Source organism: Halorussus marinus, assembly GCF_004521895.1.
In the GTDB taxonomy this organism is placed as follows: domain Archaea; phylum Halobacteriota; class Halobacteria; order Halobacteriales; family Haladaptataceae; genus Halorussus; species Halorussus marinus.
Genome location: NZ_SBIR01000001.1, coordinates 1 through 15,030, shown reverse-complemented (window position 1 = coordinate 15,030; position 15,030 = coordinate 1). Strand labels below are relative to the sequence as shown.

Genomic DNA, 15,030 nt, shown 5'->3' with positions numbered 1-15,030 from the left:
CGGCGCCGGGCCCTGCCTACCGGCCGGCGGCGTCGGCGACCTTCTCGATCGGGTGGGGCGGCTCGGGGGCGTCGCCATCCCGGTCGCCGAGCTGGGTCCGACACGACGCGCCGGGCGCGACCACCACGTCGCCGTCGCTGGCCTCGACCTGCTCGAACAGGATCTCGCCGATCGCTCTGCTCATCGAGTAGTGTTCGGCCTCGTAGCCGAAGCTCCCGGCCATCCCGCAACATCCCGAGTCCAGCGGGTCCACCTCGTAGCCCGCCGCGTCGAGCACCGCGGCGGCGTGGTGGTCTTTCTTGGTCGCCTTCTGGTGGCAGTGGCCGTGGTAGGTCACCGACTCGTCTGGCGCGTCGAACGCGACCGCGTCGGTCAGGTCGAACCGGTCGAGATACTCCAGCACGCCGTAGGTGTTTCTCGCCACCCGCTCGGCGTCGGTCGTCTCGCCCAGCAGGTCGAGGTAGTCCGACTGGAGCATCACGGCGTCGGAGGGCTCGACCAGCACCACCTCCCAGCCGTCTTCGACCTTCGGCGCGAGCGCGTCGACGTTCTGCGCGGCGCGCTCGCGGGACTTGTCGAGAAAGCCCTTCGAGTGGGCCGGCCGCCCGGTCGAGGTCACGTCCGCCGGGATCCGGACCCGGACCCCCGCGGCTTCGAGGACGCGGACCGCCGCCTTCCCGGCCTCGGGATGGTTGTAGTTGGTGTACGCGTCGGGGAACAGCGCGACCTTCCGGACCGCGTCGGCCGCAGAGACACGGGGACCGCCCCGGGCCTCGAACCAGTCGACGAAGCTCTCGCGGTGGAACGTCGGGAGCTCGCGCTCGCGGGCGATGCCGACGGTCTTCTCCAGGAGGGTGCGGGCCCCCGGGAGCTTCTCGGCCCAGTTCGAGAGGGGCGCGAGCGCCGATCCGACCGCGTTGAGCCGGTCGACCTCCGAGAAGAGGCGCTCGCGGAGGTCGGCGCCGTGCTCCTCGTGGTGGGCGTGTTCGACCTCGGCTTTGAGCTTCGCCATGTCGACCTCGCTCGGACAGTCGCGCTTACAGCCCTTACAGCCGATACAGAGGTCCATCACCTCGGCGACGAACTCGGTGTCGGTCGAATCCTGATCGAGGTCGCCGCTCATCGCCTGCCGGAGCATGTTCGCCCGGCCGCGCGTGCTGAGGCTCTCCTCGTCGGCGGCCCGGTAGGTCGGACACATCACGCCGCCGGTGGTCTCCTGCTCGCCCCGACAGCCCCCACAGCCGTGACAGAGTTCGGCCATCCCCTGAAAGCCGTTCTCGTTGGCCCAGTCGAGCGCCGGATCGAAGCCGGCCTCGAACTCGTAGTCGGGGTCGAATCGCAGGTTCTCGGTCATGTCGACGTCGCCACACACCTGCCCGGGGTTGAGCAGCCAGTCGGGGTCGAACGCGGTCTTGAGATCGCGAAACACGCCCCAGACGTGGTCGCCGTAGAGCTTGCGGTTCCACTGGGTCCGGGCGCGGCCGTCGCCGTGTTCGCCCGAGACGCTCCCGCCGTACTCCACGACGAGGTCGGTCACCGCGTCCGAGATGGACTCCATCTGGTTGACTCCCGCCGGGCTCTTGGTGTCGACCAGCGGGCGCATGTGCATACACCCGGGACCGGCGTGGGCGTAGAAGCTCGCGAACGTGTCGTTGTCTTCGAGGACCCGCTGGAACTCCGCGACGTAGTCGGCGAGGTTCTCGGTCGGGACCGCGGTGTCCTCGATGAACGAGATGTGCTTGGCGTCGGAGGTCCTGGAGAGCAGGATCGGCATCCCGGACTTCCGGAGCTTCCAGAGCTGGGCGCGCTCGTCGGCGTCGTGGGCTTCGAGCGCGTCGAACGCCCGGTCGCCCACGCGGTCGTCGAGCAGGTCCGCGACCTGCTCGCGGCCGTGGGCGTCGTCCTCGGCGTAGAACTCCACGAGTAGCGCGGTCTCGGTCCCCGACGGGAGCATCCCGACCACGTCCGCGAACTCCTCGGTGTCCCGGGCCAGATCGAGCAACACGTCGTCGATGGCTTCGACGGCCGCCGGGTCGTGGTCCCGGACGATGTCGTCGACGTCGGCCATCGCGTCCAGCAGGTCGGGATACGTGAGGAGCGCGACCGCCTTGGTCTCGGGCACGGGTTCGAGCGAGACCGTCGCCTCGGTGACGATCCCGAGGGTGCCCTCGCTCCCGGCGAGCAGGCGCGCGAGGTTGACCGAGCCGTCCTCGGCCTCGGCTATCAATCGATCGAGGTTGTACCCCGAGACGTTGCGCTTGAGCTGGGGGTAGACGTCCCGAACCGCCTCGGCTTCCTCGTCGACGATGCGAGCGACCTCGGCGTAGATGCGGGCTTGGAGGTCCTCGGCCGCCGGGTCGGCCCGGGCTCGGAGTTCGTCGAGCGAGACCTCGCCGAACGTCGTCACGGTGCCGTCAGCCAAGACGACCTCGCACGACTCGACGTACGCGTCGGTCTTGCCGTACTTCAGCGAGTGAGCCCCCGTCGAGTTGTTCCCGATCGCACCGCCGACGGTGCTCCGGTTGCCCGCGGCGGGGTCGGGCGCGAACTTCAGACCGTGGGGCGCGAGCTCGTCGTTGAGCTCCGCGAGGACCGCACCGGCCTGCATCCGCGCCCGGCGGTCGTCGGGGTCGACCTCGACCAGCTCGCCCATGTGGGTCGTGAAATCGAGCACGACCGCCTCGTTGACCGCCTGCCCGGCGAGGCTGGTCCCGCCGCCCCGCGGGAGGACCGGGATCTCGCGGTCGGCGCAGTACTCGACGACCGCCGCGACGTCCGCGGTCGAGGCGGGGAGGACGACGCCGATCGGCGTCACCTCGTAGGCGCTGGCGTCGGTCGCGTACAGCTGGCGGGAGTACGAATCGAAGCGGACCTCGCCGTCGATCCGGTCGCGGAGGTCTCCGACGAGCTCCGCGTCGGCGACGCCGCCGCCGACGTAGTCGTAGTCGGCCCGCGGGTCGGCCGCCGGATCGTCGTCGCGGTCCGGCCGCTCGTCGGCGGCCGGGGTGTCGTGTGTGGCCATCTGTTCGAGCTAACGGGACTCGGGCGCAAGTACTTGGTTTTCGAGCGCCGCGCCCGAGTCGAGCCGTTCGACGTTGTCGGCGATGATGTCGGCGAGCCGCTCCCAGTGGCGCGGGGTGTGGCCGCCGGTGTGGGGCGTGATCAGGCAGTTTTCGAGGGTCCAGAGCGGGTGGTCCTCGGGTAGGGGCTCGGGGTCGGTCACGTCGAGGGCCGCGCCCCGGATCTTGTTCGAGCGCAGCGCCGAGACGAGCGCGTCGGTGTCGACGATGGGGCCGCGGGCGGCGTTGACCACCACGGCGTCGGTCGGGAGTGTCGCCAGTTCGGCCTCGCCGATCAGCCCGCGGGTCATGTCGTTGAGCGGGCAGGCGACGACGACGTACTCGCTGCGCGAGAGGGCGTCGTGGATCGCCTCCTCGTCGAAGCCGACGACCTCGTCGGTCGGCCCGCCCTTCGAGGGGGTGTAGCGGACGCCGATCGTGTCGACCTCGAACCCGTCGAGGCGCTGGACGACCGCCTGTCCGATGGATCCGAGCCCGATCACGGTGACGGTGCTTCCGGTGAACTCGCTCGACTGGAAGTGGCGCCACTCGCGGTTCCGCTTGCGCCGCCACCCCTCGTGGAGCCGGCGCGCGAACGCGAGCATGTTGCCGATCGCCTGCTCGGCGATGCCGGGCGCGTGGATGCCGCCGGCGTTCGTGACCGCGACCCCGCGGTCGGCGAACGCGTCCATCGGGACGTGGTCGGTGCCCGCGAACGTGCAGGCGAACAGTTCGAGCCGTTGGGCTCCCGAGAGCGTCTCCTCGTCGACGGTGATGCCGGTGACGACCCGGGCGTCGGCGACGAGTTCGCGCTCCTCGCTCGGCGTACGCGCGAGCGCGACGGTGCGGTCGGGGAGTCGGTCGCGCAGTTCGTCGGCGTACGATTCCATCGATAGCCCTTCGGTCCCCTCCCGAAGGACGACGACGTCGGGTTTCTCGTTCATGGTTGGGTGGTCGCGTCTCGCGGACGCGCTGTGAGTGTTCGACCCATGGCGAGTGGCGGACTTAATCCTTTGTGTAGCCGCTATTAACGGAAAGCGTTTACAAATAAGTGGCTGGAGCGTGTGAGGTCCACGCATGCCAGAGACGGTTCGAGACGAACTGGCCGAGACCCGACGCGAGTTCCACCGGTATCCGGAGCCGGCGTGGCGCGAGTTCTACACCACCCACCTGCTGGTCGAGGCGCTCGAACGGATCGGCGTCGACGAGCTCGCCGTCGGTCCCGACGCGTACGACCCCGACGACCGGATGGCGGTGCCCGACGACGACAGCGTCGAACGGTGGTTCGAGCGCGCGCGCGACCGGGGCGCGGACCCCGAACTCCTCGACGCGATGGCGGGCGGCAACACCGGGGCGATCGCGGTGCTCGACCGGGGCGAGGGGCCGACAGTGGGCCTTCGGGTCGACATCGACGGGCTGTTCATCGAGGAGTCGAGCGCCGACGACCACGCTCCGGCCGCCGAGGGATTCCGGTCGGAGACCGGCGAGACGATGCACGCCTGCGGCCACGACGCCCACATGACCTGGGGGCTGGCGACGCTCGAAGCGATCAAAGACAGCGACTTCGCGGGTCGGCTGGTCGTCTTCTTCCAGCCCGCCGAGGAGACCTCCGGCGGCGGCTACCCGATGGCCCGGAGCCGGTTCGCCGAAGGGCTCGATTACTTCTTGGCGGTCCACGTCGGCCTCGACCACCCGACCGGCGAGGTGGTCGCGGGCATCGAGCGCCCGCTGGCGATGTGCCACGTCGACGCGACCATCCGGGGGACCTCCGCCCACGCCGGAAAGGCCCCACAGGACGGCGACAACGCGATGCAGGCGCTCGGCACCGCGATCCAGAACGCCTACGCCATCCCGCGCCACGAGGACGGGATGACCCGGGTGAACGTCGGCAAGGCGTCGTCTGGGACCGCGAGCAACGTGATCGCCGAGCGCGCCGACCTCGTCGCCGAGGCCCGCGGGGAGACCACCGAGCTGATGGAGTACGCGAAAGGCCGGCTGACCGAGACCGTCGAGACCGCCGCCGAGATGCACGGCTGTGAGGCGACGGTCGAGGTGGTCAGCGAGTCGCCGCGGGCCGACAGCGACCCCGAACTCGTCGACGTCGTCGCGGACGCCGCCCGCGGCGTCGAGGGCGTCGACACCGTCGTGCCGACCGCCGATTTCGGCGCGAGCGAGGACGCCACCTTCCTGATGGAGCGCGTCCAGGAGGCGGGCGGGCTCGCGTCGTACCTCATCGTCGGCACCGACCACCCGACGAGCCACCACACCGAGACGTTCGACGTCGACGAGCGGAGCCTCGCGACCGGCGTCGAGGTGTTGACCGAGTCGATCCGCTCGGTCGCGACCGACGGCGCATGACCGAGCGCGCCCCCGACGCCGACGACGTCGTCACTCACGCCGACGTCGAGGCCGCCCGCGAGCGCCTCGACGGGGTCGTCCACCGGACCCCGCTCGATCGCTCGACGACGTTCGCCGAGCGGAGCGGCGCCGCCTCGGTCGGGCTCAAGCTCGAGAACATGCAACGGACCGGCTCGTTCAAGATCCGCGGGGCCTACAACAAGATGGTCGGGCTCTCGGCCGCCGAGCGCGAGCGGGGCGTCGTCGCGGCGAGCGCGGGCAACCACGCACAGGGGGTCGCGCTCGCCGGCAGACTCCGCGACGTCGAGACCACCGTCGTAGTGCCCGAGGTGACGCCCGCGGCGAAGATCGAGGCGACACGCGGGTACGGCGCGGAGGTGCGCGTCGAGGGCGACATCTACGAGGAGTCCTACCAGCGCGCGCTCGACCTCGCCGACGATTCGGGCGCGGCCTTCGTCCACCCGTTCGACGACGCGGCGATAATCGCCGGACAGGGGACGGTCGGGCTCGAACTCCGCGAGCAGTACCCCGAGGTCGATATCGTGCTCGTCGCGATCGGCGGCGGCGGGCTGATCTCGGGGGTCGCGACCGCCCTGAAACACGACGACCCCCATGTCCGTGTGATCGGCGTCCAACCCGAGGGCGCCGCCCACGCCAAGCCGTCGCTCGACGCCGACGAGATCAGAGAGTTGCCCGGCGTCGACACGGTCGCGGAGGGGATCGCCGACACGCGGCTCCTCGAGAAGACGTTCGCGGTGGCCCGCGAGCGCGTCGACGACGTGGTGACGGTCACCGACCGCGAACTGGCCGCCGCGGTCGCGCTGTTGGCCGAGCGTGCGAAGGTCGTCGCCGAGCCGGCGGGCGCGGCCCCGCTCGCGGCGCTACTTTCGGACGATCTCGACGTCGCGGGCGAGCACGTCGGCGTCCTTATCTCGGGTGGCAACGTCGATCTGACCGACCACGGCGAGATCGCGCGCCAGGGCCTGCGGGAGCTGGGTCGGTACGCCGAGGTCCGACTGGCGGTCGCCGACTGGCCGACCGGCCTCGCGGCGATCGCCGAGACCGTCGCGGTCCACGGCGCCGAGCTCGACGCGATCGAGCAGGCGCGCCCGACCGAGACCGCCGATCCGATCCGAACCCCCGTCGCCGCCGCGATAGCCGGTAGCGGCCCCGAGCACCTCGCGGAGACGCTCGACGGGCTGGACGCTCTCGACGGGGTCGCGGTCGAGGACTGACGTCCGGCGAGGAGTCGGTCCGCGCCGAGGCGCGTCTGGCGTCTCGCCTCCGAGCTCGATTCGGTCCGAGCACTCGGACGCCGGACGCCGATCGTCGTGATCCGGGTCCTACGCGACCCGCGACGCGCGGCCGGCGGCTTCGACGGCGTCGGTGAAGATACCGATGCCGAGCTCGATCTCGCGCTCGGTCGCGTCGAGCGGCGGGAGCAGTCGGATGGTCTTGGTCCCACAGCCGAGGGTGAGCAGGCCCCGCTTCAGCGACTCCTCGACCACGGCGTCGCGCCGGTCGGCGGCGTCGAACTCGACCGCGAGCATGAGTCCTTCGCCCCGCACGTCGACGACGTGGTCTGGCGACCCGTCGGCGAGCAGTTCCGTGGCCTGGCGACCCCGCTCGGTCGCGTTGTCGAGCAGGTCGTGTTCCTCGATCGCCTCCAGCGTGAACACGCCCTGCATCGACGCGAGGATGTCGCCGCCGCCGAACGTCGAGCCGAGGCGATTGGACTCGGCGGGGAAGACGTCCGAGCGAGAGATCGTCGCGCCGACCCGGAGCCCCTTGGCGCTCGCGATCACGTCCGGCTCGATGGGGTAGTGGTCGGCGGCCCACATCTCGCCGGTGCGGCCGACGCCCGACTGGATCTCGTCGACGATCAGCGGGATGTCGTACGTCTCACAGACGTCACCGACCTCCGCCATGAACGACTCGCTCGGGAACCGGTAGCCGCCGACGCCCTGAATCGGCTCGACGACGACGAATCCGACCTCGTCGGGGTTGAGGTGGCCGCCCTCGGGCTGGAGGGCGTTTCGGAGCTGGGAGCCCTCGCCGGTGAAAAACCCACAGTCACACGAGTCGGCGCCGCCACAGCCGTCGCAGAACGGCACCGTCCGGATGCCGGCGATCTCCGGGTAGTGGCGGGTGTAGACCTCGTTCGACCGGGTGACCGAGAGGGTCCCGAGCGTCCGGCCGTGGAAGCTGTCGGCGAACGCGAAGCCGTACTTGGCGGTCGGGTTCCGGTCGTAGGTGATCTTCATCGCGTTCTCGACCGCCTCGGCCCCGGAGTTCGACAGGAAGACCGTGTCCATGTCGTAGTGGCTCGACACCTCCGTCAGCTTCGCCATCAGGTGGCTCGAACCGGGAAGCGACGACGACTCGGGGTCGGGACCCGCCCCGAAGTACATGTCCTGGCCGGCGATCTTCATCGGCTCGACCAGATCGAACTCCTCGAACTTGTCGAGCATCTTCTCGTTGTTGTACCCCAGCGGCGCGGCCCCGATGTGGCAGGTGAAATCGAGGAGCACGTTCCCGTCGACGTCGGTGACGAACGGGCCGTCGGCCTCGGCGGTGATGTCCCAGACGAACTCGTGGGAGTACTCGCTCGGGGCCGCGTGCTCTCCGTGGAACTGCACCCACTTCTCGGCGTTCGGGCCGGGGAGCGCGTCCGCGTCGGGTTCCGCGGTGTCCCTATCCATACACAGAAAGTGTATGTGTCGTCAATTAAAAGTTGTTATTAGACGGGTCGCGGCTCAGTCGTCGTCGGTGCTCGGCCGCGTGGCGGTCCCGGATTTGTCGGTCGACTCCGAGGAGCCGACGATCGCCGTCTCCTCCTGCAACAACACGCGCCCGTACTTCGAACTGAACTCCCGGACGAGTCCGAGCAACGCGGCGAAACAGACGAACGCGAACGGCGCGCCGGTGATGATGACCGCGTCCTGGAGCGCGTTGACCCCGCCGAGGGTCATCAGGATCGCGGCGAACATCCCGAGGACGACGCCCCAGAACACGCGGTTGATGTTCGAGGGCTCGGCCTTCCCGCCGGTGGTCATCATCGACACCGCGAGCGTCGAGGAGTCGGCCGACGTGATGAAGAAGGTGGTTACCAGTAGCATGAACACCACCATCAGCACCGAGCCGAACGGGAACGTCTCGAACAGCGCGTAGCCCGCGACCGAGGCGCCGATCTCTCCGAGGGGACCCAGAATATCGGCGGTGCCGTTGTGCTGGGCCCAGACGGCCGACCCGCCGACGATGGTGAACCACGGGATGGTCGCGGCCGACGTCGCGCCGATGCCGGTGAACGCGACCTCCCGAACGGTCCGGCCCTTCGAGATGCGGGCGATGAACAGGCCCGCGAACGGCGACCACGAGAGCGCCCACGCCCAGTAGAAGACCGTCCACGCGTTCATCCACTCGGTGGCGGCGGGGTCGCCCCCGCCCATCGCGCCCGCGCCGGTGAACAGGCTCATCGAGACGAAATCGGTGATCATCCCGCCCAGCGCCTGGGTCCCGAGCAACACGAGAAACACCGACGGACCCACGACGAACGCCACCGCCATGAGCGCGACGAACATGATCATGTTGAAGTTCGAGAGTCGACGGATCCCCTTGTCGACCCCGAGCACCATCGAGATGGTGAACAAAAGCGTCATCGCGGTGACGACGAGGATGACGCCGGTGTCACCCAGATCGATGCCCCACTGGTAGTCGAGCCCGGTGATGAACTGGCTCCCGATAAAGCCAAGCGAGGTCGCGACGCCGCCGATGGTCGCGAAGACCGCGATGATGTCGACGATCTTCGCGCCCACGCCGTCGAGGTTGTCCTTGCCGAGGATCGGGGTCAGCGCCGAGGAGACCCGGAGCGGAACCGACTCGTAGTTGTACGCGAAGTAGCCGATCGCGATCCCCATGATGGTGAAGACCGCGAGCTGGGGGAGCGCCCAGTGGAAGATCGTCTGCTGGACCGCGATCACCATCGCCTCCGAGGAGCCGCCCGCGACGTCGAACAGCGGCGAAGGGTTGTCGTAGTAGAACAGCGCCTCGGCCGGACCCCAGAACACCACGCCCGCCGCGAACCCCGCGGAGTACAGCATCGCGAAGAACGACAGGAAGCTGTACTCCGGCGACTCGTCGCCGAGCTTGATGTTCCCCCACGGGCCGACGATCAGGAACAGCAAGAACAGAACGATGAGGAACACGATGATCAGCAACGCCCAGTTGAGATACTGGTTTATCAGGCCGTTGGCCGCGTCGATCCCGTCCTGGACGAGCGCGGAGTCGACGAAGTACAGCGCGATGAGTCCGACGGTCAGGCCCGCGCCGAACAGGAACACGATCGGGTCGAGCTCTTCTCTGAACCGGCCGACGGCCCCGAGGTCGTCGGGGTTACTCACGGGCGACCACCTCCCGTAACCGGAAATCGGTTTCGGGGGACGCTCCCGGTCGACCGATTCCGGTAGTCACGGAGATGCGTTCGTCGAGCTGTTCGCACGTCGGATCGGACGTAGCGCCGTACTCTCTAGCTTTCATGAGGGTACCTCACGCGCACCGTGCTATCCGATGTCGCACACCCCATCCGTCGTGAACAATTGGCATAAACATTACGGTTATTGAGGTCGATGGAAACAGAATATGTGTATTGAATCCCCCAATATACGCTATTCGTTTACTTCCCTAACGGTAATTCGCCGGCGGGAGAGAGAATGTCGGGGGCGGCGACGGGATTACTCGGCGGTCGCTTTTCGGCGTCACGAGCAGTCGTCTGCGCAGTTCGGATCGCGCCCGGTCGAAATGCACCCGACTGTCGTTCTCTATTCGGCGACCCCATCGCCCCGTCGATCACCGCCGTACCCGGTTTCGACCCGTCTCTCGCCGAATCAGCCGGAAATATCGTCCGACTACCGTAACCCTTAATCAAATACGTACACACATTCTGTGTATGACCGACGGTCCCGACGAGACCGACTCCGACGCGAGCGTCACGTACTCGCCCGACCGCGGCAGGGGGATCCTCACGCCGAGCGACCGGGAGTTCCTGCTCGGGCGCAAGACCGACTACACCGAACACTCGAAAAAGCAGAAGCGAAACCGGATCCGACGCCGCATCCGCAACTCCATCCTCGACTTCACGATCCTGTTCGAACACCTCGAAGACCGCGACCGCGAGACGGTGTTCAACCCCGACGACGACGCCCGCGAGGCGTACACGCAGGGTATCATCGACCTGCTCGCCTTCCTCCACCTCGGGACGATGGGCTACTACACCCCGTTCAAGGACATGCTCTCGCAGGGGGTCAACAAGGCCGAACAGGAGCTCGCGGGATCTGACTACCGGATGGTCACCGTCGACTTCAACGTCGACCCGGTCGGCCAGATCGACGTCGACGAGGTCATCGACAAACTCGAATTCGGCGACTTCAGCGAGGTCACCGACGAGGAGCTGTGGGCGTTCGTCCGGCTCCTCTCGGAGTCCGAGGAGTTCTCGCCGACCGAGATCCGCTCGGAGATGAAAGCCCAGATGACCGAGTTCATCGAACAGGTCGACGCCGCCGCCGAGCGCCGCGACCAGCGCGTCGAAGAGCTCAACGACTGAGGAGGACCGCCGCGTCGTCGAGCGACTCGACGGCGGAAACTGCGTTGCCGGTGGCGAACGCGTTTTGTCGGCATCGCGAGGAAGGCCGGTATGGAGATCGGAACTGCAGAGGTGCGTGCAGGCGAGACCACGACCGGGTACGTCGAAGCGACCGAGCTCCCGACCGACGGCGCCGAGCGACTGCCGATCGTCGTCGCGGACGGCGCCGAGTCCGGCCCGACGCTGTGGGTCGTCGGTGCGATCCACGCCGACGAGACGACGAGTCTGGCGGTCGCACACGAGTTCGTCGAGTGGCTCGACCCCGAGGGACTCGCCGGGCGGGTCGTCTGCGTCCCAAACGCCAACCCGGCCGGACTCCGAGTGACCGGCCGGACGTCGTACTACCACGGCGACGATCCCAACCGCTACTTCCCGGCCGCCGACGCCGAGGCGACCCGGCCACCGCGAGTCCAGGAGATCATCGACCGCCGGCTGTTCGATCTCGTCGCCGACACCGCCGACGCCCTCGTCTCGTTGCACACCTCGTGGGTCGGCTCGGCGTCGTACGTCATCCAGCCGCGGGTCACCTACGGGCGAGACCGAACCGAGGACGAAGCCGACGCGCTCGCGACCCGGCTAACCGACCTGACCGCGGCGTTCGGCCTGCCGGTCGTGAACCAGTACGAGCGGTCCCGGGAAGTCGCCGAGGGGCTCCACCGGTCGCTGTCGGGCGCCGCGGTCCACGAGGCCGGGATTCCGGCCTTCACGCCCGAGCTCGGCGGGCGATACGTCGTCGAGGACGACGCCAGACGCTACGGCGTCGAGGGGCTCAAGAACGTGGCGCGGGCGCTCGGGGTCGTCGACGAGCCGCCCCGAACCGAACCACAGCTCGAAGCGCCCACGCCGTCGCCGCGAAAGCGGGCGGTCCACCCCCCCACCGACACCGCCGGAGTCGTTCGGTACCGCGTCCGAGAGGGCGACGTCGTCGAGGACGGAGAGCCCGTGGCGGACATCCTCACCCCGCACGGCGAGCACAGGGCGACCGTCCGGACCGACCGGCCGGGCTACGTCCTGAGCCGCCACGAGGGCGCGACCGCCTACGAAAACGATCCACTGCTCGACCTCGCGGTCCCCGACGACGACCCGCTCGTCGTGGCCCGCGAAACCGACGGCGAGTGAGTCGGGGTCAGCCCAGATACGCCACGGCGTCGAGTTCGATCCGGACGTCGCCGGGGAGCCGGGACACCTCGACGCAGACTCTCGCGGGCGGGTCGCCGGGGAACCGCTCGCCGTAGGCGTCGTTGACGCGGTCGTAGTCGTCGAGGTCGGTGAGGTAGACGGTCACCTTGACCACGTCGTCGAGCCCGTCGCCGCCGGCCTCCTCGACGACCGCCGCGAGGTTGTCGAGGACGCGGTCGGTCTGGGCCTGCACGTCGCCGTCGACCTCCGCGCAGGTCTCGGGGTCGACGGGGCCGTGGCCAGAGACGTACAGCGTGTCGCCGGCCCGGACCCCCTGCGAGTAGGGGTTGTCGTTGTGCGGTGCGTCGTCGGTCACGATTCGGTCGGTGTCGGTCATAGGTCGTCGTGGATGGTAGTGGGTCGTCTCTCGCTCCGCGATCAGGCGACGCTCTTGGCGTCGGCGGCGACGTCGCGGATCGCCTGCTCGACGACATCCATCGCGGTCTCCGCGAGCGCCTCGGTGAGCACCAGCGGCGGGAGGAGCCGGAGCACGTTGCCGTGTCGCCCGGCCTTCCAGACGAGGACGCCGTTCTCGTAGCAACGCTGTTGGATGGCCGCGACCGCGTCGTCGTCGGGCGCGCCGTCGGCGTCGACGAACTCCGCGCCGATGAACAGGCCCTTGCCCCGGACCTCACCGATTGCGCCGGTCTCCTCGCCGACGTCCCGGAGACGCTGGCGGATGTGGTCGCCGAGTTCGCGAGCGTGGGCGAGCAGGTCGTGGTCCTGCATGTACTCGATGGCCCGAGTGCCCGCGCGCATCGCGACGACGTGACCCCGATAGGTGCCGGCGTGGTCGCCCGACCCCCAAGTGTCGAGGTCTTCGTGGTACATCGTCGCCGACAGCGGGAAGCCCACGCCGCCGAGCGCCTTGGCGGTGGTCATCACGTCGGGGGTGACGTCGTACCACTCGCTGGCCCACCACTGACCCGAGCGGCCGAGCCCCGCCTGGATCTCGTCGAAGACGAGCGTCACGTCGTTGTCGTCGGCGATCTCGCGCAGGCCCTTGAGGAAGCCCTCCGGTGGCGTGATGACGCCGCCCTCGCCCTGAATCGGCTCGACGAAGATGCCCGCGGGGTTGGCGAGCCCGCCGTACGGGTCCTCGATGATTGCCCGGACCTCTTCGAGGGCGTGATCGACCGCCTCCTGGGGCTCTTTGTCCTGTCTGAACGGATGGGGGTACGGGGCGTGGACGACCTCCGAGAGCAGCGGCGTGTAATCCGCTTTGAACTTCTTGTTGCCGGTGAGGCTCATCGCGCCGCTGGTCGCACCGTGGTACGCTCCGCGGAAGGCGACGAGGCCGTCGCCGCCCGTGTTGTACTTCGCGAGCTTGATCGCGGCCTCGACCGCGTCGCTGCCGGTCGGGCCGCCGAAGACGACCCGGTTGTTCCCTTCGAGGCCCTCGGGGGCGATCTCGTCGAGCTTCTCGATGAGTTCGAGTCGGGCCTCAGTCGGGAAGTCGACAGTGTGGACGAGCTTGTCGGTCTGCTCGTGGACCGCCTCTAGCACGTATGGGTTCGCGTGGCCGACGTTCAACACGCCGATGCCCGCGAACATGTCGATGAACGTGTTACCGTCCGCGTCGCGAACCGTCGCGCCCTTGCCCTCTTCGAGGGCGACGGGGATATCTTCGGGGTACGCGACCGCGCTGCTGTCGATGTCGCGTTGCTTCTGAAGCAGTTTTTCGGATTCCGGTCCGGGAACGGTGCTCACGTCGGGCGCGTCGTCGTAGTGCAACTCGTCGATGGGAGGTCCAGCCGTCATAGGAGAACGCATGCGAATGATCCATAAATATCTTATCCACGGATTCTATCCATATCATACACAGAAATCGATGCCGTGGATATCGGTTCACGAGAACATATCACAGGACCACACGACGCCACCGAGACGGCTGACGGCGCTGTTCGTCGACTCGACTGCCGACGGTATCGGAGAGTCCCGACGCTTACGGCTAGAAGTAGCCTTCCTCAGAGTCGTGCGGACACACAAATCGACTGTCGGCTCCGAACCGTCGTCGAACGCCTCTGCAGTCCGGTCTGGGCGAGAGAGCGAGCTGAGCTCGACCGCGAACGCTCAGCAATCGCGTCTCGGTCGCGGGCCGTTCGGTACACACGACTCGGACGTCGGAATCGACCTCGGCGACGGGTCGGTTTCGAACGACGAACGTTCCGCTCCGAAACTCGCTGTTCTCACGTAGAAAGCCAAGGGCCGGATTTGAACCGGCGGTAGGCGGCTCTGCAGGCCGCTGCGTTCGGCCGGACTCTGCCACCTTGGCGCGTCTGGCGCTAATCGCTCGCTGCGCTTAAGTATAGCGGTCCCCGATCGGATCGACCGCAAACGAGACGGGGGCTGTAGCTCGCGATCGATATGAAAAAAGCCCGCACGGACACCGTGTCCGTGCAGGCTTAACACCTATGAATAGCAGGCGGCGAATCGAATTTCCCAGAGGGTCGCCCACTCCAGTACTCCTCGATACGCAGGCGGGCTTAACTTCCGTGTTCGGGATGGGTACGGGTGTCGCCCCGCCGCTCTGGCCGCCTTAACGCCGACTCGCGGAATCGAACCGCGATCAACTGACCACAGTCGGTGATTCGACGATTTCTAACAACCGTATGGTACGTGCAATCCAGTTTGCGCCTGGATCCGAGCAATCCGGATCCCAGTGCGAGTCAAATGAGTGTGTGGCTTTGACCTGTTAGTGCTCGCGGACTCAACGCCTCGTTGCCTCGGCGCGTACATCCCGAGTCTATCGAACTCGTCTTCTACGAGTGGTCTCAGTGGTATCTCTTTTCCAGG

At 68.0% G+C, this 15,030-nt stretch carries 10 protein-coding genes, 1 tRNA gene and 2 rRNA genes; 4 read left to right on the top strand and 9 right to left on the bottom strand.

The genetic code is table 11. The features are described 5' to 3' along the window. Positions 1-16: 16 nt before the first annotated feature. A complete protein-coding gene (locus tag EPL04_RS00060) occupies positions 17-3,022 on the bottom strand; it encodes an FAD-binding and (Fe-S)-binding domain-containing protein (RefSeq protein ID WP_134668288.1) in 3,006 nt (1,001 codons plus the stop codon). A 9-nt stretch (positions 3,023-3,031) separates the two neighbouring features. Further along, positions 3,032-4,003 carry a D-2-hydroxyacid dehydrogenase gene (locus EPL04_RS00055; RefSeq protein ID WP_134668286.1) on the bottom strand — a complete coding sequence of 324 codons (972 nt, stop codon included), beginning with the start codon at positions 4,001-4,003 and terminating at the stop codon, positions 3,032-3,034. Positions 4,004-4,136: 133 nt separating this feature from the next. On the opposite strand from EPL04_RS00055, the gene EPL04_RS00050 reads away from it, so the two are divergent. Next, a complete protein-coding gene (locus EPL04_RS00050; protein WP_134668284.1) occupies positions 4,137-5,417 on the top strand; it encodes an amidohydrolase in 1,281 nt (426 codons plus the stop codon). Continuing rightward, positions 5,414-6,652, top strand: coding sequence for a threonine ammonia-lyase (gene ilvA / locus EPL04_RS00045; RefSeq protein WP_134668282.1), 1,239 nt, complete (start codon positions 5,414-5,416; stop codon positions 6,650-6,652). The genes EPL04_RS00050 and ilvA overlap by 4 nt, the downstream gene beginning before the upstream one ends. 108 nt (positions 6,653-6,760) lie before the next feature. On the opposite strand, the gene EPL04_RS00040 is transcribed toward ilvA, so the two are convergent. Beyond that, positions 6,761-8,119 carry a class-III pyridoxal-phosphate-dependent aminotransferase gene (locus EPL04_RS00040; RefSeq protein WP_134668281.1) on the bottom strand — a complete coding sequence of 453 codons (1,359 nt, stop codon included), beginning with the start codon at positions 8,117-8,119 and terminating at the stop codon, positions 6,761-6,763. 54 nt (positions 8,120-8,173) lie between these two features. Then, positions 8,174-9,817 (bottom strand): BCCT family transporter, encoded by a 1,644-nt coding sequence (locus EPL04_RS00035; protein ID WP_134668278.1) that lies wholly within the window; start codon positions 9,815-9,817, stop codon positions 8,174-8,176. 545 nt (positions 9,818-10,362) lie between these two features. Here EPL04_RS00035 and EPL04_RS00030 point away from each other — a divergent pair. Next, positions 10,363-11,016: a hypothetical protein gene (locus tag EPL04_RS00030; RefSeq protein WP_134668277.1), complete on the top strand. Its 654-nt coding sequence runs from the start codon at positions 10,363-10,365 to the stop codon at positions 11,014-11,016. Between the two features lie 90 nt (positions 11,017-11,106). Further along, positions 11,107-12,174 (top strand): succinylglutamate desuccinylase/aspartoacylase family protein, encoded by a 1,068-nt coding sequence (locus EPL04_RS00025; RefSeq protein ID WP_134668275.1) that lies wholly within the window; start codon positions 11,107-11,109, stop codon positions 12,172-12,174. 7 nt (positions 12,175-12,181) lie between these two features. Here EPL04_RS00025 and EPL04_RS00020 read toward each other — a convergent pair whose 3' ends face one another. The 5 genes from EPL04_RS00020 to EPL04_RS18970 all read right to left on the bottom strand — a co-directional run. Further along, positions 12,182-12,571, bottom strand: coding sequence for a RidA family protein (locus EPL04_RS00020; RefSeq protein WP_134668273.1), 390 nt, complete (start codon positions 12,569-12,571; stop codon positions 12,182-12,184). 41 nt (positions 12,572-12,612) lie between these two features. Further along, positions 12,613-13,995, bottom strand: coding sequence for an aspartate aminotransferase family protein (locus EPL04_RS00015; RefSeq protein ID WP_134668271.1), 1,383 nt, complete (start codon positions 13,993-13,995; stop codon positions 12,613-12,615). 438 nt (positions 13,996-14,433) lie between these two features. Next, a tRNA-Cys gene (locus EPL04_RS00010) sits at positions 14,434-14,509 on the bottom strand. 145 nt (positions 14,510-14,654) lie between these two features. Next, a 5S ribosomal RNA gene (rrf, locus tag EPL04_RS00005) occupies positions 14,655-14,776 on the bottom strand. A gap of 133 nt (positions 14,777-14,909) precedes the next feature. After that, a 23S ribosomal RNA gene (locus EPL04_RS18970) occupies positions 14,910-15,030 on the bottom strand; the annotation flags it as partial.

Coding starts and splice junctions, on each gene's coding strand:
- EPL04_RS00060 (WP_134668288.1), bottom strand. CDS start 3,022: ATGGCCACACACGACACCCCGGCCGCCGACGAGCGGCCGGACCGCGAC.
- EPL04_RS00055 (WP_134668286.1), bottom strand. CDS start 4,003: ATGAACGAGAAACCCGACGTCGTCGTCCTTCGGGAGGGGACCGAAGGG.
- EPL04_RS00050 (WP_134668284.1), top strand. CDS start 4,137: ATGCCAGAGACGGTTCGAGACGAACTGGCCGAGACCCGACGCGAGTTC.
- ilvA (WP_134668282.1), top strand. CDS start 5,414: ATGACCGAGCGCGCCCCCGACGCCGACGACGTCGTCACTCACGCCGAC.
- EPL04_RS00040 (WP_134668281.1), bottom strand. CDS start 8,119: ATGGATAGGGACACCGCGGAACCCGACGCGGACGCGCTCCCCGGCCCG.
- EPL04_RS00030 (WP_134668277.1), top strand. CDS start 10,363: ATGACCGACGGTCCCGACGAGACCGACTCCGACGCGAGCGTCACGTAC.
- EPL04_RS00025 (WP_134668275.1), top strand. CDS start 11,107: ATGGAGATCGGAACTGCAGAGGTGCGTGCAGGCGAGACCACGACCGGG.
- EPL04_RS00020 (WP_134668273.1), bottom strand. CDS start 12,571: ATGACCGACACCGACCGAATCGTGACCGACGACGCACCGCACAACGAC.
- EPL04_RS00015 (WP_134668271.1), bottom strand. CDS start 13,995: ATGACGGCTGGACCTCCCATCGACGAGTTGCACTACGACGACGCGCCC.